The following is a 26,508-nucleotide window of genomic DNA, read 5'->3' on the forward strand; positions in this document are numbered from 1 at the left end:
CTATATGATGCTTCCATGAGCGATCACACGCACGTCCGACCCTGGCGCCATATCGAGCGCCGCAAGAGCCGCCAGATCCGCGTCGGCTCCGTCCTGGTGGGCGGCGACGCGCCGATCAGCGTCCAGTCGATGACCAATACGCCGACGACCGATGCGGCGGCGACGATCGACCAGATCCGCCAGCTGGAAGAGGCCGGCGCCGACATTGTCCGCGTCTCCTGCCCTGACGTGGAGTCGACCGAGGCCTTCAAGACCATCGCGCGCGAAGCCAAGGTCCCCTTGGTCGCCGACATCCACTTCCACTACAAGCGCGGCATCGAGGCCGCCGAGGCGGGCGCCGCCTGCCTGCGGATCAATCCGGGCAATATCGGCAGCGCCGACCGCGTCCGCGACGTGATCCAGGCGGCCAAGGACAACGGCTGTTCGATGCGGATCGGCGTCAACGCCGGGTCGCTGGAAAAGGAGCTGCTGGAAAAATACGGCGAGCCCTGCCCCGACGCCATGGTCGAGAGCGCCCTGAACCACGCCCGCATCTTGCAGGATCACGACTTCCACGAGTTCAAGATCTCGGTGAAGGCCTCCGATCCCTTCCTGACCGTCGCCGCCTACCAACAGCTGGCCGAGGCTATCGACTGCCCACTGCACCTGGGCGTGACCGAGGCCGGGCCCTTGCGCACCGGCACGATCAAGTCGGCCATAGGCATGGGCTCGATGCTGTGGGCCGGCATCGGCGACACCATCCGCGTCTCTCTCGCCGCCGATCCGGTCGAGGAGATCAAGGTCGGGTTCGACATCCTGAAGTCGCTGGGCCTGCGTCACCGGGGCGTCAACATCATCGCCTGCCCGTCGTGCGCCCGTCAGGGCTTCAACGTCATCGAGACCGTGACCCTGCTGGAAGAAAAGCTGGCCCATATCTCGACGCCGATGAGCCTGTCGGTGATCGGCTGCGTCGTGAACGGCCCCGGCGAGGCCCTCTATACCGACATCGGTTTCACCGGCGGCGGCAAGGGCGCCGGCATGATCTATCTGAACGGCAAGATCGCCCACAAACAGGCCAACGACGGCATGATCGAACACATCGTCGACCTGGTCGAACAAAAGGCGGCCGAACTGGACGCCGCGCGGGCGGCGGAGCTTCAGGCGGCGGAATAGGTCTGCACGATCCGCCGCGATGGCGCCTTAAACTTCACCGTTCCGTGATTGACGCTCGATAATGAACGTGCAACCTAGGATATAGGTCCGCCTGGGGAGGCCGGACCCTATTTTATCGAGGGTTCAATGATTTCCAAAACTGTCGCGCGCTTTGGCGCGCGTGCGTTCACGCTGGTCGGCGTGGCGCTTTCTCTGCCTGCGTGCGCCACCATGACGCGCGGCACCACGCAAGAATTCACCGTCGAGAGCACGCCGCCCGGCGCTCAGGCGACCACCTCGAACGGTTTCGAGTGCGCCGCGACACCTTGCACCTTCCGCATGTCGCGCAAGGACGCGTTCAACATCACCGTGTCCAAGGAAGGGTATGTTTCGCAGACGCACGAGGTCACCACCAGCATGTCCGGCGCCGGCGGCGCGGCCCTGGCCGGCAACGTCCTGATCGGCGGAATTATCGGTGGGGCCGTCGACGCGTCGTCCGGCGCCCTGAACGATCTGAAGCCCAATCCGCTGACCGTCGTCCTACGCACGCCTGCCGAGGAAGCGGCGGCTGCCCGCACGCCCGCCGCAACTTCGGCCGGGGGCGAATGATGATCCGCCGCATCGCAGCCGCTGGCCTGCTCGCTGCCCTGATGGGCGTCGCGGCCTGCGCCACGCCGTCAAACCCGGCCATGATGACCCTCTCGGCCACGCCGGGCCTGACGGCCTCGGCCGGGGACCTGGGCTATCGCTCGGTGACGAACGTGACTGTATCCGGAGGTCAGAGCACCAATCCGCTGTGGACCTCGCAGGTCTCCAATGCGGACTTCAAGACCGCGCTTGAAGGCTCTCTGGCCGCTGCCGGCTACATGGGGACCGAAGGCCAGCCCATAAGCGTCTCGGCTTCGTTGATCAACCTGAAGCAACCGCTGGCCGGCTTCGACATGACGGTCACCAGTCAGGTTCGCTACACGGTCGCTCGTGGCGAACGCACCGTCTTTGACGAAACGGTCTCTGCGACGGGAACGGCGACGATGGGTCAGGCCCTCGTCGCCGGCGAGCGCCTTCGCATGGCCAACGAGGCGGCGATCCGCGAGAACATCAAGGAATTCCTGACCCGCTTCCGCGCCCGCGCGCGTTGAGCCGCAGGACATGACAATGAAGCGGCGGCGGGTGCGAACCCGCCGCCGCTTTTCGTTTCAGATCACCTTGAACAGGCGCAACGCCTGATAGCCGGCGGACAGAAGCACCACGGCGCCGACGCCGTAGGTCAGGACCCGGCGCGGGGCGATGCGGGCGATGATCCCGGCGAAGGGCGCCGCGATCAGGCCGCCGAGGATCAGGCCCAGGACCGCCATGGCGTGGCTGGAAATGCCCTCGGCCTCTTGCCAGTGGCCGGTCAGCAAGGCGGCGAGGAAGGTCGCCGAGATGGCCGAGGTGACGAAGAACTCGGCCGTATTGGTGGTGCCGATTGACACGCGGGGATCCTGACCCGTTCCCACCAGGGTGGTGGTGACCGTGGGACCCCATCCGCCGCCGCCGATGGCGTCGAAGAATCCGCCGACTAGGCCCAGGGGTCCGGCGAACTTGCGCGGGAAGATCCGCTCGCGCGTCTGGCGGGTGGCGCGCCAGATGATCACGACGCCCATGACAGCCAGATAGGTGGTGATCCAGGGCTTCAGCAGATCACCGTCGATGCTGGTCAGGACGAAGGCGCCGAGGCCGCCGCCCACGACACCGCCCAGGGCCAGGGGTACGAACAGCTTCCAGTTCACGTTCTTGTTGATCGTGTGCGACCCGGCCGAGGCGGCCGTCGTGAAGACCTCGGCCGCGTGGACGCTGGCCGACGCCGTCGCGGGCGGCACGCCGAACGACAGCAGCACGGTCGAGGAGATGACGCCGTAGGCCATGCCCAGCGCCCCATCCACGACCTGGGCCAGGAAACCGACGAGGAGGAACAGAAGGAAGTCTTGCATGGGCGGCCCCTGAAACGCGGACGAACGGTGCGGTTTATTTCCCTAGTCGGTCAATAGGAGAAGAATTGGCGGCGGCTTGCAGAAGGGTTCTTGCCTCGAACACGGCCGCAATGGCGTCGCGACCGTCCTGAAGCACGGGTTGAAGCGGACAGGTGTCGACATCCGGGCAGGTCTCGCAGGGGCCATAGGCGGTGCGCGAGGCGCAAGGGGCCAGGGCCAGCGGCCCTTCCAGCGCCCGGATCACGTCGGCGAAGCTGATGGCGTCGGCAGGCGCGGCGAGCGCATAGCCGCCCGCCCTGCCCCGTTTCGACACCAGCAGGTGGTGACGGCGCAGGTCCAGCAGGATGGCCTCCAGAAACTTGCGCGGGGCCGCCGCCGCCTCGGCGATCTCGGCGATGGTCGCGGGCCCGCCGCCGGGCAGACCCGCCAGATGGACCATGGCGCGCAGGGCGTAGCGGGACCGGTTCGACAGCATGATCCGTGATCGCCCGCCCGGAGGCGGGACGCAAGACGCCGTTCGCCGGTGCGGACGATCTCAGGCCGAGCGGCCCAGCCGGGCCACGGCCTCAAGGATCTGGGCGCCGTTGTAGGGTTTCAGCACCAGGGCCTCGGCCATGTCGGCGTTTCGGGCGGCGGCGGCGACGTCGCCGGAGATGAAGATGACCCGCACGTCCCAGCGTCCGGTCAGCACCCTGGCCAGTTCGACCCCGGTCATCTCGCCCGACAGATTGATGTCCAGCAGGGCCGCGTCGATGCTGTGGAGCGCCGCCGCCGCCTCGGCGGCCGCCGCGTCGTGGAAGGGCCCGACGACGCTGTGGCCCGCCTCGGTCAGCAGTTCGGTCAGGGAGGCGGCGGCGTCGGGATCATCCTCGACCACCAGCAGGGTCAGGGCCTCGGCGTCGGTCGGCGGCGCGGCGTCGGCCGATGTGGCGGGGGCCTGGCGTGTGATGACGGCGCGCAGGTCGCGCCAGACCTCGGTCGAGGGACGGTCGGTGTCCAGGTCATAGATGGCGGCCATGGCGTTCAACTCCCGAGCGTCTTCAGGTGAGAGGTCTCCGGCTGTCTCGGCCAGACGGGTGTCGTACAGGCGACAAAGGCGTTCGACGCTGCCGGCGAAAGGGTCGGTTTCGGGTTGAGCCCTATCGGGTCCAGACGGGGGCGGGTGGCCGAACATGCGTCCTCCTCACGGTTGCCTATTCAGGTTGCTGGGCGCCAGCTAAACGGTTGTATCCCTCTTCGTAACCGCCCTGACGCCATCGTGACCCTGGCGTCATCGTCGATCACAAGGGCGGCGCCCGGCGCTGGCAGCGGCTTGCAATCGACACGACCGCGCCCGGCGGGTAAGGACGGCCCTTCGCTTTTCCTCAGGATATTTCCGTCTTGCGACTGCCCCAGGCCCGTCTCGATCAAGTGCTCGACCGCTTCCATGAGGTGGAGGCGCGAATGAGCGCGGCGACCGACGGCGTAGAGATCGTGCGCCTGTCCAAGGAACATGCCGAGCTGAAGCCGGTCGCCGACGCGGTTCAGGGCCTGGCCCGCGCCCGCGCCGAGATGGCGGACCTGGAGGCCATGACGGCCGATCCCGAGATGGCGGCGATGGCGCAGGACGAGCTGCGGACCCTGGGCGAGCGCCTGCCGGATCTGGAGCGCGAGGTCGCCCTGCTGCTGGCGCCCCGCGACGCCGACGAGAACGCCTCGGCCGTGCTGGAAGTGCGCGCCGGCACCGGCGGCGACGAGGCGGCCCTGTTCGCGGGCGACCTGTTCCGGATGTATTCGCGCTACGCCTCCACGCGCGGCTGGCGGGTCGAGCTGGATTCGGCGACCGAGGGCGACGCCGGGGGCTACAAGGAGATCATCGCCACCGTCACCGGCGACGGCGTGTTCGGCCGGCTGAAGTTCGAGAGCGGCGTCCACCGGGTGCAGCGCGTGCCGACGACCGAGTCGCAGGGGCGCATCCACACCTCGGCGGCGACCGTGGCGGTCCTGCCCGAGGTCGAGGACGTCGAGATCGAGATTCATGACAAGGACATCCGCATCGACACCTTCCGCGCCTCCGGCTCGGGCGGCCAGCACGTCAACACGACCGATTCCGCCGTGCGCATCACCCACCTGCCCACCGGCATCATGGTGACCTCGTCGGAGAAGTCCCAGCACGTGAACCGCGACAAGGCGATGAAGAACCTGCGCGTGCGCCTGTACGACATGCAGCGCCAGGCCAAGGATCTGGCCCGGTCCGACACGCGCAAGTCCCAGGTCGGATCGGGCGACCGGTCGGAACGGATCCGCACCTACAACTATCCTCAAGGCCGGGTCAGCGATCACCGCATCAACCTGACCCTGCACAGCCTGCCTCAGATCATGGAAGGCGACATCGACCCCCTGCTGAACGCCCTGATCGCCGAGGACCAGGCCGCGCGCCTGGCGGACCTGGAAGCCGAGTTCGGCTGATCAGCCCAGCACGCCCGCGACCGGCAGCCACAGCACCAGGCCGGTGGCGGCGGTATAGCCCGCAAAGGCGTGGACCGAACGCCGACGGCCGGAGGCGGCCGGATCGTTCAGATCGGAACGGTTGGCCCAGAGCAGATAGGCGGCCTGGATCACCCATCCCGCCAGGAAGGCGACGACGGCCCAGGCGCTGAGCGCCGCCAGCGCCGCGCCGGACGCCAGGACCAGCACCCCGCCCAGGGCGATCACCCCGTCAGCGACCTGTTCGGTCGTGGGAACGGAAATCAGGCCGGACAGGGCCCGTTGCAGACGCCAGTTGAGCCAAGCCTGATACAAAAGCATCAGTCCGCCCAAGACGTAAAATACCCCTATCGCGCGCGCCGCCCACTCCATGGCAGGAATAAGGCACCATTTTCCGCAGTTGTAATCGCGGAAAATGCACGGCGATCTGGATCGTTAACGACCGGCGCAAAATAGACACAACCGATGGTATCCCACGCCGCGCGCTAAGCCTTGGCGGCTAGAGCCCGCTGGACGGCGGGGCGGGCCTGGATCCGTTCGAAATGGGCCTGGACCCTGGGGAACTCGGCGATGTCCACGCCGTCGGTTTCCAGCCAGCCTGCGAAGGTGAACAGATAGGGGTCCGCGACCGTATAGGCGTCGCCCATGACCCAATCGCCGGTCAGGTCCGCCTCGATCAGAGCGAAGCCGTCGCGCATGTTCTGCGTCACCTTGGCGGCCATGGTCGCCTGGGCGGCGGCGTCATCGCTCCAGCGCGAAGCCCGCCGTCCATGGGCGTGGGCCACATGGATGGTGGTGGCCAGATAGAGGTTGAAGGCCTGCATCCGCGCAAACGCGAAGGGATCGGTCGGCGCCAACAGGCCGTCAGGCGCAAGCGCGGCGATATGGGCCAGAATGGCCGGGCTTTCGGTCAGCACGCCCTGATCGGTCGCCAGGGCGGGCACGCGCCCTTTGGGATTGATCGCCAGATAGTCCGGCTGACGTTGGTCCGACTTGGCGAAATCGATCAGATGAACCGCGTACGGCAGGCCCGACTCTTCCAGCGCGATATGGCTGGCCCGGCTGCATGATCCGGTGGACGTATAGAGGGTCAGCATGTTCGCACCTCGCAGCAAGAAAAAAGGCGGCGAGATCGTCGCCGCCTTTTCAGGGTCGTTACAGGTCGAGCAGGGCCCGCGCCGGATCTTCCAGCAGTTCCTTGACCCGGACCAGGAAGGTCACGGCTTCCTTGCCGTCCACGATGCGGTGATCGTAGCTGAGGGCCAGATACATCATCGGGCGGATCTTGACCTCGCCGTTGATGGCCATCGGGCGCTGGACGATGTTGTGCATGCCCAGGATGCCCGACTGCGGCGCATTCAGGATCGGCGTGGACATCAGCGACCCATAGGTGCCGCCGTTGGTGATGGTGAAGGTGCCGCCCTGCATCTGGTCCATGGTCAGGTCGCCGTCGCGAGCGGCCTTGCCCAGGGCGCCGATGCCCTTTTCGATGCCGGCGAGGGTCAGGGTGTCGGCGTCGCGCAGGACCGGAACCACCAGACCCTTGTCGGTGCCGACGGCGACGCCGATGTCATAGTGGTTCTTGTAGATGATGTCCGTGCCGTCGATCTCGGCGTTGACGGCCGGGATCTCGTGCAGGGCCGCGACAACCGCCTTGGTGAAGAAGGACATGAAGCCCAGCTTCACGCCGTGGCGCTTCTCGAACACGTCCTTGTATTGGGCGCGCAGGGCCATGACGTTGGTCATGTCCACCTCGTTGAAGGTGGTCAGCTGGGCGGCCGTGTTCTGCGATTCCTTCAGGCGACGGGCGATTGTCTGACGCAGGCGCGTCATCTTCACCCGCTCTTCGCGCGGCTGGTCGGCGCGCGGGGCGGCAGGCGCAGCGGCGGCGGCCGGGGCAGAGGCCTGGCCGATGGCGGCGATGGCGTCGGCCTTGGTGATGTTGCCCTTGGGCCCGGTGGCGGTGATGGCCTTCGGGTCCAGGTTGTTCTCTCCGACCACGCGCTGGACGGCGGGCGACAGGGTTTCGTTCTTGGCGCCCGAGACCTGGGCCGAGCCGGTGTTGGCCGAGGCGGCGGCGGCAGGCGCCGGAGCAGCAGCCGGTGCAGCGGCGGCCGTGCCGGAACCCAAGATCGAGCCGATCTTCTGGTTCGGTGTGACGGTCGCGCCTTCGTCGGCGGCGATGGTCAGGACGCCGTCAGCCGGGGCCGACACCTCGACCGCGACCTTGTCGGTCTCGATCTCGACCAGCAGTTCGTCTTTCTTGACCGCATCGCCGGACTTCTTGAGCCACTTGCCCACCGAGCCTTCAGCGACGCTCTCGCCCATGACCGGCACCATGATGTCGATGGCGGCGGCGGCAGGGGCGGCGGCAGGAGCCGCAGCGGCGGGGGCCGATTTGGTCTCGGCCTTGGCGGTCGGTGCGGCCTTGGCAGCCTGAGCGGGGGCAGGAGCGGCGGCGGACGCGCCTTCGGTCACCGAACCCAGGATCGTGCCGGGAACGACATTGTCGCCCTCGGCCGCCTTGATGTCGCCCAGCACGCCGTCGGCGGGCGAGACGACTTCCAGCGAGACCTTGTCAGTCTCCAGCTCGACCAGCAGTTCGTCCTTCTTGACCGGATCACCGACCTTCTTGGTCCACTTCGCGATGGTGGCTTCGGTGACGGATTCACCGAGGGCGGGGGTCAGGATGTCGGCCATGTCAGGTCCAGCTCGTCTCTAGGTCGGTCTTTTTATACGTGTATCAGGCGAAGGCTTCGGTCGTGAAGGCGTCGAGTTCCTTCAGGTGCCGGCTCATCAAACCGGCGGCGGTCGAGGCGGAACCGGGACGGCCGACGTAGCGGGCGCGCTTGGAGGCGACGTCCAGCTTGTCGAGCGTCAGCTCCAGCCACGGATCGACGAAGGTCCAGCCGCCCATGTTCTTGGGCTCTTCCTGGCACCAGACGACCTCGGCCTTCGGGAAGCGGGCCAGTTCCTTGCGCAGGGACTGGATCGGCCACGGGTAGAACTGTTCCAGGCGCAGGATGTAGACGTCGTCCACGGCCTGGCCGTCCTTGGCCTTCTTCTCGCGGGCGTCCAGCAGGTCGTAATAGACCTTGCCCGAGCACAGGATGACCCGGCGGATGTCCTTGTCCGCCTTGATCGTGATCCCGGCGATCTCGGGACGCGTCTGGGCGTCGTCGTGCAGCAGGCGGTGGAAGGCCGAACCCTCCGCCAGGTCCGCCATGGACGAGACCGCCTTCTTGTGACGCAACAGGGACTTGGGCGTCATCAGGATCAGCGGCTTGCGGAACGGCCGGTGCATCTGGCGACGCAGGATGTGGAAATAGTTGGCCGGTGTCGTGCAGTTGGCGACCTGCATATTGTCTTCGGCGCACTGCTGCAGGAAGCGCTCCAGGCGGGCCGAGGAGTGTTCCGGCCCCTGCCCCTCGTAGCCGTGCGGCAGCAGCATGGTCAGGCCGCTCATGCGCAGCCATTTGCGTTCGCCCGAGCTGATGAACTGGTCGATCACCACCTGGGCGCCGTTCACGAAGTCGCCGAACTGGGCTTCCCACATGACCAGCGTATTGGGGTCGGCCAGCGAATAGCCGTACTCGAAGCCCAGCACCGCCTCTTCCGACAGGGCCGAGTCGATGACCTCGTAGTTGGCCTGGCCTTCGCGCAGGTTGTTCAGCGGGATGTAGCGCTCTTCGGTCGTCTGATCGATGATGCCCGAGTGACGCTGCGAGAAGGTGCCGCGCACCGAATCCTGGCCCGACAGGCGGATCGGGAAGCCTTCATCGACTAGGCTGGCGAAGGCCAGGCTCTCGGCCGTGGCCCAGTCCAGCCCCTGGCCCGAGGTGATGGCCTCGCGGCGACCGTCGATGACGCGCTTCAGCGTCTTGTGCATATCGACGCTGTTGGGGATGGTGGTCAGGCGGTGACCCAGGTCGGTCAGCTTGGCCAGCGGCACGGCGGTGTCGCCGCGCAGCTCGTCCTTGGGCGCTTGGAAGCCCTGCCATTGGCCGTCCAGCCAGTCGGCCTTTTCGGCGGACCAGGTCTTGCCGGCCTCGAACTGCTCGTCGAGGAATTTCTCGAACCGTTCGACCTCGGCGTCCACGTCGGCCTGGGTGATCACGCCTTCGGCCACCAGACGCTGCGAATACAGTTCGCGGGTCGAGGGCTGGGCGCGGATCTTCGAATACATCAGCGGCTGGGTGAAGGTGGGATCGTCGCCTTCGTTGTGGCCGAAGCGGCGGTAGCAGAACATGTCCACCACCACGTCCTTGTGGAACTTCTGGCGGTATTCGGTGGCCACCTTGGAGGCGAAGACGACCGCTTCGGGGTCGTCGCCGTTGACGTGGAAGATCGGGGCCTGAACCATCAGCGCCACATCCGACGGATAGGGCGACGAACGCGAGTTGCGCGGGCTGGTGGTGAAGCCGATCTGGTTGTTGATGACGAAATGCAGGGTGCCGCCGGTGCGGTAACCTTTCAGCCCCATCAAGGCGAAACATTCGGCGACCACGCCCTGGCCTGCGAAGGCGGCGTCGCCGTGGATCAGCAGCGGCACGACCTTGGAGCGGTCCAGCGCCCACTGGCCTTCCGGCACGCCCTCGTTGGCCTCGCGGATGTCGAACGCCTGTTTGGCGCGCGCCTTGCCCAGGACGACCGGGTTGACGATCTCAAGGTGCGACGGGTTGGCGGTCAGCGACAGGTGGACGTGATTGCCGTCGAACTCGCGGTTCGACGAGGCGCCCATATGATATTTGACGTCGCCCGAGCCTTCGATGTCGCTCGGCACGGCCGAACCGCCCTGGAACTCGTGGAAGATGACCTTGTAGGGCTTGCCCATCACGGCGGCGAGCACGTTCAGGCGGCCGCGGTGGGCCATGCCCAGCACGACCTCGTCGACGCCCAGCGAACCGCCGCGCTTGATGACCTGCTCCAGCGCCGGGACCATGGCCTCGCCGCCGTCCAGGCCGAACCGCTTGGTGCCGGGGAAGCGTTTGTGCAGGAAGCGTTCGAAGCCTTCCGCCTCGACCAGCTTGGACAGGATGGCCAGCTTGCCTTCCTTGGAGAAGGCGTTCTGCTCGAACTTGTCAGGCCCCTCGAACCGCTGCTGCAGCCAGGATTTCTCTTCCGGCTCGGCGATATGCATGAACTGGATGCCGACCGTGCCGCAATAGGTGCGCTTCAGGATGTCCAGAACTTCGCGGATCGTGCCGGTCTGAAGGCCCAGCACGCCATCCAGGAAGATCGGACGGTCCAGATCGGCGCCGCTGAAGCCATAGAATTCCGGCGTCAGCTCGGGGTTCTCGACCGGCTGTTCGATGCCCAGCGGGTCCAGCTTGGCCTGCAGGTGGCCGCGCACGCGATAGCTTCGGATCAGCATCAGGGCGCGGATGGAATCATGGGCGGCGGCGCGGATGACATCGGCCGAGACGTCGGCGGGCGCAGCCTTGGCGGCCGGAGCGGCCGGCGCGGCGCCGGGCTTCCTGGGATCGGGTTTCGGGGCCGGCCAACGGCCGTCGAACACGCCGGTCTCCTCGGTGGGTTCGGTCGCCACGCCCCGTCCCCAACTTCCCGCTCCCGCTGAGGCGGTCACCAGCGCGGCGTTGTCGCGCAGTTGGTCGAAGAAGGCTTTCCATTCGGCCGAGACGGAGCCGGGGTCTTTCGCCCACTTCTCCTGCAGCTCCTCCACATAGGCCGCATTGGACCCGTAGAGGAATGAGGTCTCGGCAAAGACCTGGTTCAGCCGACCGGCATCGTCCGCCATCGTTTTTCGCAATCCCTGGGCCCCGACGGACACATCTCCGTGAGGGGCGCGCCCGTCATATAGGCGTCGTTTCCTTATGGGTCATGACCGAAACGGGGCAATTCGGTGAGAAATTGGTCGCAGGCGCAAAGAAAAACGCCCCCGGCCTGAGCCGAGGGCGTCCATTCCTGCGTCACACGGCATTTTTGATGCCGAAAGGCGCTCAAGTCGCGAGCCAGAGCCTGTCCTCCGGCTGATCGAAGATCAGGCCGGGGGCGCGGCGAGCATAGCGCCCGCGCGCAGCGCAATGGATCAGCCCTTCAGCACTTCCACCAGGGTCTTGCCCAGGCGAGCGGGCGATTCCGACATGCGGATGCCGGCGGCTTCCATGGCGGCGATCTTGGATTCCGCATCGCCCTTGCCGCCAGAGACGACGGCGCCGGCGTGGCCCATGGTGCGGCCCTTGGGCGCGGTCCGTCCGGCGATGAAGCCGGCCATCGGCTTCTTGCGGCCCTTCTTGGCCTCGTCGATCAGGAACTGGGCGGCCTCTTCTTCGGCGCCGCCGCCAATTTCACCGATCATGATGATCGAGGTGGTTTCCGGATCGGCCAGGAACAGCTCCAGCACGTCGATGAACTCGGTGCCCTTGACAGGGTCGCCGCCGATGCCGACGGCGGTGGTCTGGCCCAGGCCTTCGTTGGTGGTCTGGAACACGGCTTCATAGGTCAGGGTGCCCGAACGCGACACGATGCCGACCGAGCCCTTCTTGAAGATGTTGCCCGGCATGATGCCGATCTTGCACTCGTCCGGCGTCAGGATGCCGGGGCAGTTCGGGCCCAGCAGGCGCGACTTGGAGCCTTCCAGGCGGCGCTTGACGTTGACCATGTCCATCACCGGGATGCCTTCGGTGATGCAGGTGATGAAGGGGATCTCGGCGTCGATGGCTTCGATGATGGCGGCGGCCGCGCCCGACGGCGGGACGTAGATCACCGAGGCGTCGGCGCCCGTGGCGTCGCGGGCTTCGGCGACCGAGGCGTAGATCGGCAGGCTTTCGCCGTGCGAGCCGGTCCAGTTCGTGCCGCCCTTGGTCGGATGCACGCCGGCGACCATCTGGGTGCCGTGATAGGCCAGGGCCTGTTCGGTGTGGAAGCCGCCGGTCTTGCCGGTCAGGCCCTGAACGATGATCTTGGTGTCTTTGTTGACGAGGATGGACATGGGTCTATCGATCTCTGGAATGTGTCAGTCAGCAGGGCGGTGGCGGTGAGGCGATAGCCTCAGCCGACCGCCGCGACGATCTTCTGGGCGGCGTCGTCGAGGTCGTCGGCGGCCGTGATGGCCAAGCCCGACTCGTTCAGGATTTTCTTGCCCAGTTCGGCGTTGGTGCCTTCCAGACGCACGACCAGCGGCACCTTAAGACCGACTTCCTTCACCGCGGCGACGACGCCCTCGGCGATCACGTCGCACTTCATGATGCCGCCGAAGATGTTGACCAGGATGCCCTGGACGTTCGGGTCGGCGGTGATGATCTTGAAGGCCGCAGCGACCTTCTCCTTGCCGGCGCCGCCGCCGACGTCGCAGAAGTTGGCCGGCTCCTTGCCGTACAGCTTGATGATGTCCATCGTCGCCATGGCCAGGCCCGCGCCGTTGACCATGCAACCGATGTTGCCGTCCAGCGAGACGTAGGCCAGGTCCCACTTGGACGCTTCGATTTCCTTGGCGTCTTCCTCGGTCTCGTCGCGCAGGGCCTTGATGTCGTCGTGACGGAACAGGGCGTTGCCGTCGAAGCTGACCTTGGCGTCCAGGACGCGCAGATGGCCGTCCTTCATGACGATCAGGGGGTTCACCTCCAGCATGTCCATGTCCTTCTCGACGAAGGCCTTGTACAGCGCCGGGAACAGGGACTTGGCGTCTTCGGCGGCCGCGCCGGTCAGGCCGTAGGCGGCGCTGATGGCGGCGACGTCGGCGTCGGTCACGCCCGCGTTCGGGTCGATGACGATGTTCTGGATCTTCTCGGGCGTGTCGTGGGCGACGGTTTCGATGTCCATGCCGCCTTCGGTCGAGACGACGAAGGCGATGCGGCCATAGGCGCGGTCGACCAGCAGCGAGAGGTAAAGCTCACGATCGATGTCGGCGCCGTCCTCGATGTAGAGGCGGTTGACCTGCTTGCCGGCGTCGCCCGTCTGGGCGGTGACCAGGGTGTTGCCCAGCATTTCCTTGGCGTGGGAGACGGCTTCCTCGACCGAGAAGGCCAGGCGCACGCCGCCCTTGGCCTCGGCCGGCAGTTCCTTGAACTTGCCCTTGCCGCGTCCGCCGGCGTGGATCTGCGACTTCACGACATAGAGCGGGCCGGGCAGGGATTTGGCGGCCGCCTCGACCTGATCGACCGACGTCACCGCGACGCCTTCGGCGACGGGGGCGCCGAAACCTTTGAGGACCTGCTTGGCCTGATATTCGTGAATGTTCATGGGGGACCACCGCAACCGCTGCTTGGAGAGTTGCGGGGCTTATAGGCCCCACCCCTTCGCAGGTGCAACCGTCCACAGCCCCCCTTTAGTCGACCCAGTCCCGCTTCAGCGTGCGCGAGGCCCCGATCAGCAGGATCGCCGCCAGCACATAAAAGCCCATGCCAGTGTAGATGGCCCACCGCAGGCTCTCCTCGCCGAAGCGCGGCGCCAACAGGTCGCTCATCCAGCCGAAATAGTAGAAGCCGACCGCGATCCCGAGCAGATTGTTCAGCAGCAGGAACAGGGCAGAGGCGGTGGAACGCATGGCCGCCGGCACCAGATGCTGGACCGCCGCCGTGATCGGACCCAGCCAGGCCAGGTTCAGTCCGGTCGGCAACAGGAAGATCAGGAAGGCCAAGGTCAGCTGCTGCACATGGCTGCCGCCGCCGGGCAGAACCAGGCCGATCAGCCAGGGCGAGTTCATCGCCAGGATGAAGCACGGCGCCGAGATCAGGAAAGCGATGGCCGGCGTCAGCGGATAGGCGCCCTTGCCCTTCTTCGACAGTTTGTCGGCGATCATGCCGCCCAGCCAGATGCCCAGGATGCCGCCGATCAGGGCGATGCCGGAATAGTAGATGCTGGTCTGGCGCAGGGTCAGGTCGAAGCTGCGCATGAAGAACAGGGGCAACCAGCCGGCGACGCCATAACCGCACACCGACGACGAGGCCGCGCCCAGGCCCAGCAGCCAGAAGCTGGGCTTCTTGATCACCACCGAGGCCGTGCGGCGCGCGATCATCAGCGATATGCCGATCACCACCGCCAGCAAGCCGCCGAAGGCCAGCACCAGCGGATTGCCCAGCGACGTGCCCATCAGCCAGCTCAAGCCCCCGAGGATCAGCAGGCCGATCCCCAGCCCCAGCATGATCTGGGCGGCGATCTTGCCCGCCCGGTCCGTTCCGACGGGGGCGGCGGCCAGGGCCGCGACCTGGGCCTCGGTCTTGACCGCATCGGTCCCTCCCCGCCTGGGATCGCGCACCGTCAGACGCAGCAGCGGCGCGACCAGCACGCCTAGCAGGCCGACCACGATGAAGGCCGTGCGCCAGCCGTAGGTCGCCGCCAGCAGGCCGCCGACCAGTGTGCCCGCCGCCATGCCCAGCGGAATGCCGAAGGCGAAGGCGGCCATGGCTCGCGCGCGCTGATGCGGCGGGAAATAGTCGGCGATCAGCGAATAGGCCGGGGCCACCCCGCCCGCCTCGCCGATGCCCACGCCCATCCGACACAGGAACAACTGCCCGAAGGAACCCGCCATGCCGCACAAGGCGGTGAAGCCCGACCAGACCGTCAGGGCGCCGGTCATGATCCAGACCCGGCTGTAGCGGTCCGCCAGCCAGGCCAGGGGAATGGCCAATGTCGAATAGACCGAGGCGAAGGCGATGCCGCCCAACAGGCCGAACTGGCTGTCGGACATGCCGAACTCTTCCTTCAGCGGCGCGGCCAGGATGCCGATGATCTGGCGATCCAGGAAGTTCAACATGTAGATCAGGATCAGGACCGCCAGCACATAGTAGCGGTAGCCAGGCCGTTCCGGCCGCGCCTCACCCTCGACGGCCTTGTCTTCGACCGTCAGCGTATCCGTCGTCATCGGCGTTTCCCTCGGCGTCTTTTTTATTCGTTGAGGCGAGCCTAGCCGCAACTGTGCTCTCTGCAAACAAAAGGGCGGCGGCCCGGAGACCGCCGCCCCTCGTCGTCAGGCGTTGTGGATAGGGATCAGAATTTCAGCCCCAGGGTGGCCGTGACCGTGCGCGGCGGGCCGTAGAAGCCGATGATCGAGTCGCCGGTCAGGGCGCCGGGGAAGGTGTAGCCACCGACCTTATAGCGTTCGTCGCCCAGGTTCTTGCCGTGGACGCCGAAGGTCAGGCGGTCGTCGGACGAGGTCCAGACGATGCTGGCGTCATACATCCAGTAGGCGCCCTGATCGAGCAGAGGCGCCGCCGTCTCGAACTGCTGATAGGCGCCGCGATAGGCCACCGATGGAATGAAGGCGATCGACGAGCCGTTCTCCATAAACCAGTTGTAGGTGGCGCCGATCGAGCCGGTCCATTCGGGGGTGTTCTGGAAGTCGCGCTGCGACGACACATCGACGACGCAGCCCGGCAGGGTGGGGCAGGACGTATTGCCCGACGCTGTCGGAATATAGGCCAGGAACTGGTCAAAGCTGGCGTCGATATAGCTGAGCGAGGCGTTGATCGTCAGGGCGCTGGTCGCGCGCAGACGGCCCTCGAACTCCCAGCCGCGGATCGACGACGAACCGACATTGTCCACCACCGAGGCGACGGTGGCGCCGGCTGGATACTGGGTCGTGATCTGCTGGTTCTCGTAGCTGGAATCGAAGATCGCCGTGGCGAAGGTCAGGCGACGATCCAGCAGCGAGCCCTTCAGCCCGATCTCGTAGGTCTCGACGGTCTCGGGCGCATAGCCGTTGACGGTGGCGGGATACAGGACCGCATCGCCGCGCATGTCGAACCCGCCCGACTTGAAGCCCTCGCCCCACGAGGCATAGGCCGTCAGATCGGGGCCGAACTTGTAGTTGACCGAGACGCGTGGGGTGAACTTCTCGAACTCGCGGGTGCGGGTGTAGTTGGTGCGGGGTGCGCCTGCCAGGACAGAGGTGTTGTTGCCAAAGTAAGGGCTGCGGATGCCAAAATATTGTTGGCGGAAGACCGTGCCTTCCTTCTCGTCCTTGGTGAAGCGTCCGCCGACCGAGACGGAGAGAGCGTCGGTCACGTCGTAGCTGAAGTCGGCGAAGGCGGCGTAGCTCTTGGTCGCCACCGAACCCGAGGTCAGGGTGGTCAGTCCGACAGGGAAGGTGCCAGCCGGCAAGCTGAGAACCACATTGGCGTCATATAGACCCACGACGGTGTCGAAGGCGCCCGAGGCGTTGGCGTCCATGTAGAAGACACCGGCGACACCGTTCAGGCGGCCTGCGCTGACCACCACCTGGAACTCCTGGCTGAACTGGTCGTCGTCATAGGCGGCGGGGATGTCCAGGATCGGTCCCGGCAGGTTGTCGAAGTCGATGTTGCCGCGCGTGAAGCCGTCGCGATAGGCGGTGATCGACTTGAAGGTCAGCAGGTCGCTCATCTCCCATTCGCCGGTCAACGACACGCCGCGCGTCTGGACGCGGTTCTTGTCGCCGGCGCCGGCGTTGGTGTCGTACGGATCGGCCGGCGAAGGGGCGAACTCGCGGTGGCCGTGCCGGGCGTTGGAATCGTCGTTCACCAGATCGCCGGCCAGACGGAAGAACAGGCTGTCGGTCGGGGTCCATTCCGCACTGGCGCGGAAGGCGGTGACGTCCTTGTTGTAGTGCTCGTTGCCGGTGTTCAGGTTCTTGCCGTAGCCGTCGCGCAGATAGCGGGCCAGGGCGGCCGAGACCTTGAATTCGTCGCTGAAGGGCAGCTGGGCGCTGGCGATCACGTCGCGCTGGTTATAGCTGCCGTAGGAGGCGCGGATGCGACCTTCGGGCTCGTCGGCGTCGATGCGGCTCGTGACGTATTTGATCGCGCCGCCGATGGTGTTGCGGCCGTAAAGGGTGCCTTGCGGTCCGCGCAGAACCTCGACCCGCTCCACGTCGAATATGTCCAGAACGGCGGCCTGCGGACGGGCCACATAGACGTCGTCGATATAGAGACCCACGCCGGGATCGAAGCCCCACAGCGGATCCTGCTGGCCCACGCCGCGGATGAAGGAGATCAGGGTCGAGTTCGAACCGCGCGCGGCGTTCAGCGTCAGGCTGGGCGTCGAACGCGCCAGTTCGGTGATGTCCAGGGCGCCGCGCGCCTCAAGCTGTTCGCCGCTGACGGCGGTGACGGCGACCGGCACGTCCTGCAGGCTTTCCGCACGACGACGCGCGGTGACGACGATGTCGTCGACGGTCGCTGCATCCTGATTGTTGGCGGCCCTATCGTTTGCGGTTTGGGCGGCGGCCTCCGCATCCTGGGCGACCGAAGCCCCCGCAAGCACGCCCCACGCCGCGCCGGCCAGCAGCGCGCACTTCACATGACGGTTCATGATCATAGACCCCTTGTTGTCGTTTCCAGCCCGTTGACGCTTTTATTCAGCGTTCAATGATTTTCGTGAACCTACCCGGTTTCGCCCGGCTGTCAAACGCTGTGCTGACGCAGCGTCACATGAGGCGTCCAGCGTGGCGCCGTTGCACCGGCCCCGTTGCACCGGGGTTGGGTCGCGCCTAAGCCTTGCCGCATGAGCAAGCCGGACGCCGCCCTCCCGACACCCCGCCCCGTCGCCGCCGCGCGTCGCAAGGCGGCGGGCGCGGCGCCGGCCCGCCGGGGCCGCCCCCCCAAGGCCCAGGCCAAGGCGGCGGGCGAGACTCGCGAGCTGATCCTGGACGCCGCCGAAGACCTGTTTTCCAAACACGGCTTCTATGGCGTGACCATCCGCGAGGTGGCGCGCGAGGCGGGCGTGGATACCGCCTTGGTCCACTATTATTTCGGGGCCAAGCGCGACCTGTTCGACGCCGTCTTCCTGCGTCGTGCGGCGGTGTGGAACGACGAACGGGTCGCGGCCATCGATCGCTATGCCGAGACGGCGGGCGAGGCCATGACGCTGGAAGGGCTGCTGGAGGCCTTCCTGCGGCCGCCGTTCGAATGGTCGCTGAAGGGCGGGCCGGGCTGGAAACACTATGCCGCCCTGGTGGCCCAGACCAACGCCAACCCCAGTTTCGGCGGCGAGACCATGGCCCGTTATTTCGACCCGGCGATCCACCGGCTGATCGAACTGATCGCGAAGGTGCTGCCGGACGCCAGCGAGGTCGATCTTTACTGGGGCTATCACAATCTGTCGGGCGCCCTGACCCTGACGCTGGGCGAGACGGGGCGGCTGGACCGGCTGTCGAACGGACAGGCGCGGTCGGGCGATCTGGAGACGGCGGGCGACTATATGGTCCGGTTCGCCGCCGCCGGCTTCCGCGCCGTGATCGGGATGTCGCCGCGCCGGCCTTAACCGAAGAAGATCGCCCACATCAGCCGGCCGGGCAGGAAGGTGAAGGCGCCGGCGACGATCAGCCCGCCGACGAACATGCCCGTCATGGCGCGCCGGTGGTCGGCGATGCGGTGGCGACGCGCGGCATGGACCGCCATCGGCAGGGCGATCACCGTCCAGCCGCTGAGCAGGTGGATCAGGGAGAAGCCGCCCGGCCCGCCCGGATTGAGCCGATGGATGAAGAAGGAGCTGACCGCCGTCGTCGCCATGGCCAGCACCCAGGTCCAGCCCAGGGTCCGGTGCAGCCGGTTTCCCTTCACCCCGATCAGCAGGACGATACCGATCGCCAGGGCCGTCAGAGCGGCGGCGACATGGATCTGGATCGCCGGCGGCGAGGCCAGCAGCAGGCGCCAGTCGGGGGCGTGCGGCGTGAACCCCATCCGCGCCAGCCGCCCGTCGTCGACCGCCAGATAGGCGACGAGAGGAACGATCAGCAGAGCGAGGGCCAGGACGGACGGCAAGAGGCGAGACAGACGAGGCATGAGTTTCTCCGTTTCCCCGCTCCTGCCGCAGCGCCCCGAAGGCGGCATCCGAGCTTTCGCCAACGGCCACCCCGGCTGCGTCAGCGCCCACCTGTCTTTCGCCCCCTCTTTTCAACGAGCGGAAAATCATGGTCTCAAGAGGCGATCTTCCGATGCCGAAAGCCGCCATGACGCCCCTTGCCGCCGACCGCCGCCGCGCCTTCCTGCGCGGCCTGATCGTCGCCGTTCTGGGCGGCGTCTTCCTGGCGGTCACCGGGGCGTTCGGGACGGCCGGAGCGAGCTTGGGACCCCGGGCCGCCTATTGGGTCATGGTCATGGTGCTGGGCGGCCTTTGGGGTCATCTGTGCGGTGTGGTGGTCAGCCGGTATCTGGACGTGGACGAACGGCCGTGGCTGACCATCGCCGTAATGGTGGTGGTGATCACGGGGCCGCTATGCGTCATCGTCTGGGCGGCGACGGGCCTGTTCTTCGCCCAGAGGCTTTATCCGCTGGGCGTCCTACCTCAACTGGTCGTGCCGGTCGTGGTGATCACGGCGGCGGTGACGACGCTGAACGTCTTCCTGGGTCGCGCGCGGCCGGTCCAGACCCATGCGGCGGCGACCGAGATGGCGGCCCGGCCGGTGCGGTTTCTCGACCGCCTGCCGATGAAGCTGAGGGGCGCTGCGATCCGCGCGGTCCAGGCCGAGGACCATTATCTGCGCATCCACACCGACCGGGGATCGGACCTGATCCTGATGCGGTTGTCGGACGCGGTGGAGGAGCTGGAAGGGCTGGAAGGCGCCCGGACGCATCGCAGCTGGTGGGTGGCGCGCGAGGCGGTGCGCGGGGTCGAGCGCGGCGACGGGCGGGCGACCCTGACGCTGGACGGCGGCCTGTCGGCGCCGGTCAGCCGCCGCTACGCCCGGATGCTGCGCGACGCCAAATGGTGGTGACGCTCTCTTTGAGCGCATGATTCACGCTTCGGACGGGGCCGCGTTGCGCCCCGATCCGACACGATCATGCGCTAGGGCGCGGGCTGCGCCGTCAGCATCGACGCCGGGGCCGCGCAGCCGGTCAGTGTGTCGTCGCCGATCTCGACCTTGGCCGTCAGCGGATAGGTGCGGTCGCTCATGCCGTCCGAGCATTCGGTGGCGATCAGGACGACGTTCAGGGCCTGGTTCAGATCGGTGGAGCTGGCGAAGGTGGCGACCGTGCCCTGAACCGTCGCGCCGCGATTGGGCGCGCGCTGGGCCGGTTGATCGACGCGGGTGTAGATCAGGGCGTCGGGCGTGATCTCCACGCCCCAGAAGGGCTCGGTGCCGAGCGCCCGCACCGGCTTGCCCAGATCGACGCCGCCCAGGGTCGCGGCGGCCTGCGGCTCGGGCGCGGACTGGGGCTTGGAGTCGTTGCGGTCGTAGCAGGCCGTCAGCGAAAGAGCCGCGACGGCGGCGAGCAGAATGGGGCGCATGACGGTCTCCTCTCTCGTGGCGGAGGTGAGGTCGAGGACGGTCTCGGTCAAGGGGCGGGGCTGCGTTATGCTGATCCCATGTCGATTCGCCCCAGCGCATATGAGTTCTTCGCCGGGGGCGGTCTGGCGGGGCTGGGCCTGTCGGATGCGGGCATGGACACCGTCTTCGCCAACGACATGGACGCGGCCAAGGCGCGAGCCTTCGTCACCAATCATCCGCAGACGCCGTTTCGCCAGGGGGATGTCTGGGGCCTGACGGTCGAGGACCTGCCGGGACGACCGGACATGGCCTGGGCGTCTTCGCCCTGTCAGGACGTCAGTCTGGCCGGCGCGCGGGGCGGACTGGAGGCAGGGCGATCCGGCGCCTTTTGGGGCTTCTGGCGGTTGATGCAGGGGCTGGCGGCCGAAGGGCGCGGCCCGCGCGTGATCGTGCTGGAGAACGTCATCGGCCTGCTGACCTCAGGTCAGGGGCGGGATTTCGCGGCCGTGTGCGCGGCCATGGCCGAGGCCGGATACACGGTCGGGGCGCTGGAGATGGACGCCGCTCATTGGTTGCCCCAATCGCGGCCGCGCCTGTTCGTGGTCGCCGTTCGGGGTGAGGCGCCGCGCGTGGCGGGACCGGTCGCACCCTTCCATTCGACGCGCCTGATCGCCGCCCACGCCCGCCTGCCCGAGACGGTGAAGGCGGCCTGGGCCTGGTGGTCCCTGCCCGCGCCGTCGCAACGCAATCTGGACCTGGCCGCAGTGCTGGAGCCGGACGACGCCGTGACCTGGCTGGAGGATGCGGACGCCATCCTGGCCCTCGCCGGACCGCTGCACCGCGCCCGGATCGCGGCGGCCGTGGCCTCGGGCCGGCGCTGCGTCGGGGCAGCCTATCGCCGGGTGCGGACCGAGGACGGCGAGAAGGTCCAGCGGCTGGAGGTCCGGTTCGACGGCCTAGCAGGATGCCTGAGAACGCCGGCCGGCGGGTCGTCGCGGCAGTATGTGGTGGTGTGCGATCAGGGCCGGGCGCGGGTGCGGCGCCTGACCGGGCGCGAGGCGGCGCGGCTGATGGGCGTCGCCGAAGACTATCGCCTGCCGTCCAGCGAGAGCGCGGCGCTGAAGCTGATGGGCGACGCCGTCGCCGTGCCGGTGGTCAGGGCTTTGGCGGAGGGTCTGTTGCGGCCCGCGCTGCTGGATAGACGCGCGGCGGCCTGATCCGGCGAGGCGGTTAGGGCGGAATTGCGCTCCAACGGAAAAACAGTGCAAGTTGTGCAACTTCACGTCAGCGCGTTGTTTTCGTTTAAGTAAAGTTCAGCCTCGAATTGCACTGGTGCAACAAGGTGCAATTTGCTCGACGAAGTTGGACTCCGACAAAAACAGTCTAACGAGTCCAAGAGTCCAAGTCGTGGGGGTGGCGATGTCAAAGACCGGGCATGCATCTTAACCCGGCCTGACGTGACGCTAAGGAATATGACGATCCGGCAGTGTAGTGGCCTGAAAACGCGTCTTTTCTTCTTGCGCAATAGGATGGGTGAGCAGCCCCGCGAGGGTTGAGGCCGCGCAGCCCAGCCCTGCGAGTCGTGCCTGAACCGCCGTGGGCCCTCGGGACGAGCCCGAGGGTGACGGTCTTTTATTTTAGCGCTGGACCCACTGGCCCTGGGCGTTGCGGTACCACTGGCCCGAGGAGATGCGGGGCAGCAGTTGAGATTCGAACATCCGGGCGCCGGCGACATCGGCCGAGGTGCCGGCGTCGGTCGCGCTGCGGGCGTAGGCGGCGCGGCGGCCGGCGTTGGTGGCGTCGACGGCGGCGCGCAGGCCGGCGTCCGAGGTCGGGGTGCGGAAGCCCAAGTAGCCGTCGGCCTGCTCGCCGACGACGCCGGCGGCCTTGGCCTGGTCGATCTGGGCCTTTTGGGCGCCGGTCTGGGCGATGGCGGCGCCAGCCACGCCCATGGCGGCGACGGCGGCGCCGATGACGAAGAGTTTGCGGAAGGTCATGTCAGCCTGTCCCTTTCAGAAGAGAAGCGGGAGATCAGAAGAGATTGGGGTTCTGCTGGAGCAGGGTTTGCAGTTCCTGGTCCAGGCGGACGCGCACGTCGGCGTCCAGCTTGGCGTAGATCTGGATCGGCGCGACCTCAAGACGGATGGTCGGGGCGCAGGCCGCGAGGGCGACGACGACCGCTCCGAAGCCGAGGCCGGCCAGTTGGCGCTTGTGAATCATGACGTGGGCTCCGGTTCGGCCGAGAATGACAAGTCTAATAGCACGTCGCCAAGTGAACGCGCGCTGAATGGTGAAGTTCAATCGGCGGGCGCCGTGGTCGGGTCCGGCTCCTGCTGACCCCCATCCCCTTGACCTTGGCGGGCGCGATTGACCGCCAGCAGGTCCGAGATCAGCTGGTTGGCGTTCAGGGTCGTGTCCAGCGTCAGGTCGATCTGGGTGTTCGAGGGCAACGGCAGCTTGCGGTTCAGGAACTCGCGGCTGATCAGCTCGGCGATCGTCAGGCGCAGTTCCTGGCGCTGGGGCGGATCGTGGCGGCCGCGAATGTGGAACAGCACCGAGACCCGGCCGCCGTCCAGACTGTTCACATCGGCGCTCAGCATGTCGAAGGACAGGTTCTCCATCGCCTGATAGGCCAGGTCCTCGACCATGCCGCTAGGCAGTTCCTCGCCGCCGCCGCCCGCGTTGACGTCGGTCAGCACCTCGCGCTTGATCGACAGACGGCCCGGCTGGACCGCGCCCAGGGTTCCGGCGGTGATGCGCAGGCCCGTCTTGGGGTCCATGATGAAGGGCAGACGGCCCGAGACCACGGCGTCCAGCAGCACCTTGTCGTCGAAGCCGGTGTCGGCGACGATGTCGCCCAGCTGCACCCGGTCCAGCACGATGACGCCGCTGTAGGGCTGGGTGGCGTCCAGCGGGACGGTGAAGGGCTCGACCGAGACGGTTCCGCCGCCTGCGGCGACCTGGGCGCCGTCGATCAGGACGCCGGACTCGTTGACCGAGAAGGTCACGTCCAGGGCCGTGACCGCCGTGCCGACCGCCAGGCTGTCGGCCGTCAGCTTCTGGTTCGGGGCCGTGATCAGGGGCGTCAGGCTGCTGAAGACCACGTCGCCGCGCAGGTCCTTGACCGCCCCGGCCGGGCTGACGAAATCCAGGCCCGGCGTGACCAGACGCCCGCTGGACGTCGGCTCGGCGTCCTTGGTCCAGTCGAAGCGGCCGTCGAAGCTGACGGAACCGTCGACCGGCGACGCGAGGAAGTCGGCGGCCAGGGGGCTGAGCATCGCCGGCTGAAGGCCGTTCTCGGCGAAGGTCACGTTCGGGGCCGCAATGACGATGCCGCCCGAACCCGTGCGACCGTCGTGCGCCAGGGTCAGGCGGCCCAGCGTATGCGCCGCCGCCTCGCCCGTGCCCTTCAGGTCGAAGGCGCCGCTCCAGCGTTCATTGGCCAGGGTCGCGGCGCCGGTCGCGACCAGGGGTTCGAACCGTGCGGGGGTCAGGGCGTCGATGGCGCGGGCGGTCGTGACGTTCGCCGTCAGGCCGACGCCCGCCTTGGTCCCGTCGACCGTGACCCGGCCCGAGGAGTCGGCGAACCGCATGCCCAGGAAGGGGGCCTGGGCCGAGACCTGATCGAAGGCGCCGACAACGCGCCAGACGCCGTCCTTGGATGTCAGCAGGGGACCGCCGGCGGGGCACAGTTTGCCGGCGACCTGATGCACGTCGTTCTCGTCCAGCTCCAACCGCTCGACCGTCAGGTCCACGCAGTCCGGGGTCGCATAGGTCAGCCGGCCGTCGGTCATGGCCAGGACGCCGCGCGTGCGGGCGTCGATGCCGCGCGCCAGGTCGAAATCGAGACGGGCGCGGCCGTCCAGCGCAGCCTCGAAACCGGTCTCGGTCAGCCGCCAGTTCGGCACGGCGACAGTCATCTCCGGCAGGCCCTTGCCGCGAGTGGCGGTGACGCTCAACGCGCCACCACCCAGACGGCCGGCCTCGGCCTGATAGGCGCCTTCGCCTGCCTGGGCCACCGTCAGGACGCCGCCGTTGGCCGGGGTCAGGGTCACGGGACGCGCCAGGGCGACCGTCGTGCCCGCCGACCCGGTCGCGAACCGGATCGCCGGGGCGTTCAGGGCGAAACTGCCCAGCGCCCGCTTCATCTGCGCCAATTCGGCGATGTCGTCGGGCCCGACAGGCCCGAACAGGGGCCAGGCGCCGTCGGCCGCACGCAGAGATCCGTCGGCGCCGATCTGGATCACGCCGTCGCTGACGACATCCAGGTTCAGGTCGGCGCGTCCGCGCTTCAGCGCCAGGTCGCCGAAGCCGAACCGGTCGAAGGTCGCGCTGACCGGCCCGGTCGCCTCGAAGGCGGCGTCCTTGCCGCCGAAGCTGAGGGCGCGCGAGGTCAGCGACAGGCGGCTGATATTCGTCTGGCCCATCCGCCCCGAGGCGGCCGTCAGGGACAGGGGCGCCTGCACGCTCCAGCGCAGGGCGTCGTCGCGCGAGACGGTCAGTTTGGCCTGGGTCGCCGTCGCCACGACATCGGCGATGCGCAGGTCCGCACCCTGGACCGCCGCCGCCTTCAATGCGGTCGTCGCCGCGCCTTCAAGTCGGAAGGTCTCGATCCAGCCGGAGACGACCCCGTCGAACTGGGCCGTGACGTCCGCATTGCGCGCGCCGAGGGTTTCGGTCTCCAGGCTCGCCCCGCTCAGGCGGCCGTCCAGAACCACGCGGCCGTCTCCGCGTCGGGTCTTCAGATCGGGATAGGGCAGGTCGCCGGTCAGGGTCAGGTTCGCCCCCTGCCCTCTCGCGGCGGGCGTCGTAAAGGCGTCGGCCGCCGCCAGCAGCCGCACCGCCACCCGGTCGCCCGTGGTGATCAGCTCCAGCGTCGCGGACAGGCCCCGCGCCTCGACCTCGCCGCTTTTCAGCGCCGCAGACGGAAGGCGCGCCGCCAGCCGCATCAGCTTGCCGTCGTCGATCCGCGCATCGGCCAGGATCTCGACCGGGCCATATTCGGTGTCCAGCCGCCCGCGACCGCCCTCGATGATGACCAGGGGACTGCGCTGGTCCGGGCGCGGCGGGCCGCCGGTGAACTCCTTGACCAGCGGATCCAGCGAACCCAAGGACAGCTTTCCACCCTTCCAGCTGGCCCGCACCACCGGCCGGACCAGGCGGATGCGGCTGGGCGTGACGCCCAGGCCGGTCTTGGACCACGGCAGGGCGACGGCGTAGTCGACCTCGGCCCGCTCGACCACGACGTCGGGATTCTTGGGGTCGCCGATACGGATGCGGCCGACGAAGCCGTCGATCTCGACCCGCTCGACCTCGACATCGGCCTGGATGCCGCGCTGGTCCAGCCAGCCGACCAGAACGTCGCGCGCCACCGCCCGGCGATTGAGATAGAGCAGCGCCGCCGCGATCCCGACCAACAGCACCACGATCAGCACGACGATCGCAACGACGCGCAGAACACGGCGACGCGGTGGCGTCCGGGACGACGGAGAAGGCTTTGTGGGGGTGTCGGTCAAGCGGATCGATCGCGTGATTGAAACGGGTCGCCGATCACCTTCGTCATCCTGATCCCAAGCACAAGATCAAAGCGTCACCGGCGGCGTTCGACGGCGCGTTCCTTGACGGTGAAGCTGGGCGATAAAGGGGCGCGAGCGGGTGCGTTCGTCCACAGCGGATGATCGCTCCTGATATCGGACGTTAACCGTTTGTAACGGTCTGTCTTCCCAAAGTGAAACAGGCAAGCTATAGGACCGCCTTCGCGCCACGGGCGATCGGCGCGAACTTCGAGAA

General features: G+C 67.4%; 23 protein-coding genes. 7 read left to right on the forward strand and 16 right to left on the reverse strand.

Features of this window, described 5'->3' with window-relative positions; genetic code table 11:
• The first annotated feature begins 15 nt into the window (after nucleotides 1-15).
• From ispG to ACP69V_RS14965, 3 genes are all read left to right on the forward strand, one after another.
• Nucleotides 16-1,152: a flavodoxin-dependent (E)-4-hydroxy-3-methylbut-2-enyl-diphosphate synthase gene (ispG, locus tag ACP69V_RS14955; protein WP_426024552.1), complete on the forward strand. Its 1,137-nt coding sequence runs from the start codon at nucleotides 16-18 to the stop codon at nucleotides 1,150-1,152.
• A 126-nt stretch (nucleotides 1,153-1,278) separates the two neighbouring features.
• Nucleotides 1,279-1,740 carry a PEGA domain-containing protein gene (locus ACP69V_RS14960; protein WP_426024553.1) on the forward strand — a complete coding sequence of 154 codons (462 nt, stop codon included), beginning with the start codon at nucleotides 1,279-1,281 and terminating at the stop codon, nucleotides 1,738-1,740.
• On the forward strand, nucleotides 1,740-2,270 hold the full coding sequence (locus ACP69V_RS14965) for a hypothetical protein (protein ID WP_426024554.1): 531 nt from the start codon (nucleotides 1,740-1,742) through the stop codon (nucleotides 2,268-2,270). Before ACP69V_RS14960 ends, ACP69V_RS14965 begins: the two co-directional genes overlap by 1 nt.
• Nucleotides 2,271-2,327: 57 nt before the next feature.
• On the opposite strand, the gene ACP69V_RS14970 is transcribed toward ACP69V_RS14965, so the two are convergent.
• From ACP69V_RS14970 to ACP69V_RS14980, 3 genes are read right to left on the reverse strand one after another with little or no spacing between them, the layout of a single operon-like run.
• Nucleotides 2,328-3,104 carry a sulfite exporter TauE/SafE family protein gene (locus tag ACP69V_RS14970; RefSeq protein WP_426024555.1) on the reverse strand — a complete coding sequence of 259 codons (777 nt, stop codon included), beginning with the start codon at nucleotides 3,102-3,104 and terminating at the stop codon, nucleotides 2,328-2,330.
• A 34-nt stretch (nucleotides 3,105-3,138) separates the two neighbouring features.
• The gene (locus ACP69V_RS14975; RefSeq protein WP_426024556.1) at nucleotides 3,139-3,579 is read right to left on the reverse strand and encodes an RrF2 family transcriptional regulator; all 441 of its coding nucleotides are present in this window, start codon (nucleotides 3,577-3,579) and stop codon (nucleotides 3,139-3,141) included.
• 60 nt (nucleotides 3,580-3,639) lie between these two features.
• A complete protein-coding gene (locus tag ACP69V_RS14980) occupies nucleotides 3,640-4,122 on the reverse strand; it encodes a response regulator (RefSeq protein WP_426024557.1) in 483 nt (160 codons plus the stop codon).
• 362 nt (nucleotides 4,123-4,484) lie between these two features.
• On the opposite strand from ACP69V_RS14980, the gene prfA reads away from it, so the two are divergent.
• Nucleotides 4,485-5,552, forward strand: a complete 1,068-nt coding sequence (prfA, locus tag ACP69V_RS14985) for a peptide chain release factor 1 (RefSeq protein ID WP_135194440.1) — start codon at nucleotides 4,485-4,487, stop codon at nucleotides 5,550-5,552.
• On the opposite strand, the gene ACP69V_RS14990 is transcribed toward prfA, so the two are convergent.
• The 8 genes from ACP69V_RS14990 to ACP69V_RS15025 form a co-directional block, all read right to left on the reverse strand.
• Nucleotides 5,553-5,891: a hypothetical protein gene (locus ACP69V_RS14990; protein ID WP_426024558.1), complete on the reverse strand. Its 339-nt coding sequence runs from the start codon at nucleotides 5,889-5,891 to the stop codon at nucleotides 5,553-5,555.
• A 164-nt stretch (nucleotides 5,892-6,055) separates the two neighbouring features.
• Entirely contained in the window at nucleotides 6,056-6,667 is a 612-nt protein-coding gene (locus tag ACP69V_RS14995; protein ID WP_426024559.1) for a glutathione S-transferase family protein, read from the reverse strand.
• A 58-nt stretch (nucleotides 6,668-6,725) separates the two neighbouring features.
• A complete protein-coding gene (gene odhB / locus ACP69V_RS15000) occupies nucleotides 6,726-8,270 on the reverse strand; it encodes a 2-oxoglutarate dehydrogenase complex dihydrolipoyllysine-residue succinyltransferase (protein ID WP_426024560.1) in 1,545 nt (514 codons plus the stop codon).
• 43 nt (nucleotides 8,271-8,313) lie between these two features.
• Entirely contained in the window at nucleotides 8,314-11,328 is a 3,015-nt protein-coding gene (locus ACP69V_RS15005) for a 2-oxoglutarate dehydrogenase E1 component (RefSeq protein ID WP_426024561.1), read from the reverse strand.
• A gap of 291 nt (nucleotides 11,329-11,619) precedes the next feature.
• The gene (gene sucD, locus ACP69V_RS15010) at nucleotides 11,620-12,522 is read right to left on the reverse strand and encodes a succinate--CoA ligase subunit alpha (protein ID WP_409717347.1); all 903 of its coding nucleotides are present in this window, start codon (nucleotides 12,520-12,522) and stop codon (nucleotides 11,620-11,622) included.
• Between the two features lie 59 nt (nucleotides 12,523-12,581).
• Entirely contained in the window at nucleotides 12,582-13,772 is a 1,191-nt protein-coding gene (gene sucC / locus ACP69V_RS15015; protein WP_426024562.1) for an ADP-forming succinate--CoA ligase subunit beta, read from the reverse strand.
• 85 nt (nucleotides 13,773-13,857) lie between these two features.
• Nucleotides 13,858-15,393 (reverse strand): spinster family MFS transporter, encoded by a 1,536-nt coding sequence (locus tag ACP69V_RS15020; RefSeq protein WP_426024563.1) that lies wholly within the window; start codon nucleotides 15,391-15,393, stop codon nucleotides 13,858-13,860.
• Nucleotides 15,394-15,518: 125 nt separating this feature from the next.
• Complete coding sequence (locus tag ACP69V_RS15025; RefSeq protein ID WP_426024564.1) at nucleotides 15,519-17,819, reverse strand: TonB-dependent receptor; 2,301 nt, start codon at nucleotides 17,817-17,819, stop codon at nucleotides 15,519-15,521.
• A 192-nt stretch (nucleotides 17,820-18,011) separates the two neighbouring features.
• On the opposite strand from ACP69V_RS15025, the gene ACP69V_RS15030 reads away from it, so the two are divergent.
• Nucleotides 18,012-18,770, forward strand: a complete 759-nt coding sequence (locus ACP69V_RS15030) for a TetR/AcrR family transcriptional regulator (RefSeq protein ID WP_426024565.1) — start codon at nucleotides 18,012-18,014, stop codon at nucleotides 18,768-18,770.
• Here ACP69V_RS15030 and ACP69V_RS15035 read toward each other — a convergent pair.
• Complete coding sequence (locus ACP69V_RS15035; protein WP_426024566.1) at nucleotides 18,767-19,291, reverse strand: DUF2306 domain-containing protein; 525 nt, start codon at nucleotides 19,289-19,291, stop codon at nucleotides 18,767-18,769. The two genes, ACP69V_RS15030 and ACP69V_RS15035, sit on opposite strands and share 4 nt — an antisense overlap.
• Before the next feature lie 167 nt (nucleotides 19,292-19,458).
• Here ACP69V_RS15035 and ACP69V_RS15040 point away from each other — a divergent pair, with 167 nt between their 5' ends.
• The gene (locus tag ACP69V_RS15040; protein WP_426024567.1) at nucleotides 19,459-20,223 is read left to right on the forward strand and encodes a LytTR family DNA-binding domain-containing protein; all 765 of its coding nucleotides are present in this window, start codon (nucleotides 19,459-19,461) and stop codon (nucleotides 20,221-20,223) included.
• Nucleotides 20,224-20,294: 71 nt separating this feature from the next.
• On the opposite strand, the gene ACP69V_RS15045 is transcribed toward ACP69V_RS15040, so the two are convergent.
• Nucleotides 20,295-20,738 carry a COG3650 family protein gene (locus tag ACP69V_RS15045; RefSeq protein ID WP_426024568.1) on the reverse strand — a complete coding sequence of 148 codons (444 nt, stop codon included), beginning with the start codon at nucleotides 20,736-20,738 and terminating at the stop codon, nucleotides 20,295-20,297.
• Between the two features lie 78 nt (nucleotides 20,739-20,816).
• Here ACP69V_RS15045 and ACP69V_RS15050 point away from each other — a divergent pair, with 78 nt between their 5' ends.
• Nucleotides 20,817-21,935 (forward strand): DNA cytosine methyltransferase, encoded by a 1,119-nt coding sequence (locus ACP69V_RS15050; protein ID WP_426024569.1) that lies wholly within the window; start codon nucleotides 20,817-20,819, stop codon nucleotides 21,933-21,935.
• A gap of 420 nt (nucleotides 21,936-22,355) precedes the next feature.
• On the opposite strand, the gene ACP69V_RS15055 is transcribed toward ACP69V_RS15050, so the two are convergent.
• The 3 genes from ACP69V_RS15055 to ACP69V_RS15065 all read right to left on the reverse strand — a co-directional run bounded on the left by ACP69V_RS15055 (nucleotide 22,356) and on the right by ACP69V_RS15065 (nucleotide 26,234).
• On the reverse strand, nucleotides 22,356-22,715 hold the full coding sequence (locus ACP69V_RS15055; protein ID WP_135194427.1) for a YdbL family protein: 360 nt from the start codon (nucleotides 22,713-22,715) through the stop codon (nucleotides 22,356-22,358).
• Between the two features lie 34 nt (nucleotides 22,716-22,749).
• Nucleotides 22,750-22,938, reverse strand: a complete 189-nt coding sequence (locus tag ACP69V_RS15060) for a YnbE family lipoprotein (RefSeq protein ID WP_159847615.1) — start codon at nucleotides 22,936-22,938, stop codon at nucleotides 22,750-22,752.
• Between the two features lie 77 nt (nucleotides 22,939-23,015).
• The gene (locus tag ACP69V_RS15065) at nucleotides 23,016-26,234 is read right to left on the reverse strand and encodes an intermembrane phospholipid transport protein YdbH family protein (RefSeq protein ID WP_426024570.1); all 3,219 of its coding nucleotides are present in this window, start codon (nucleotides 26,232-26,234) and stop codon (nucleotides 23,016-23,018) included.
• Nucleotides 26,235-26,508 lie beyond the last annotated feature (274 nt).

Origin of the sequence: Brevundimonas sp. PWP3-1b1 (assembly GCF_049896065.1) — a bacterium.
GTDB lineage: Bacteria > Pseudomonadota > Alphaproteobacteria > Caulobacterales > Caulobacteraceae > Brevundimonas > Brevundimonas intermedia_B.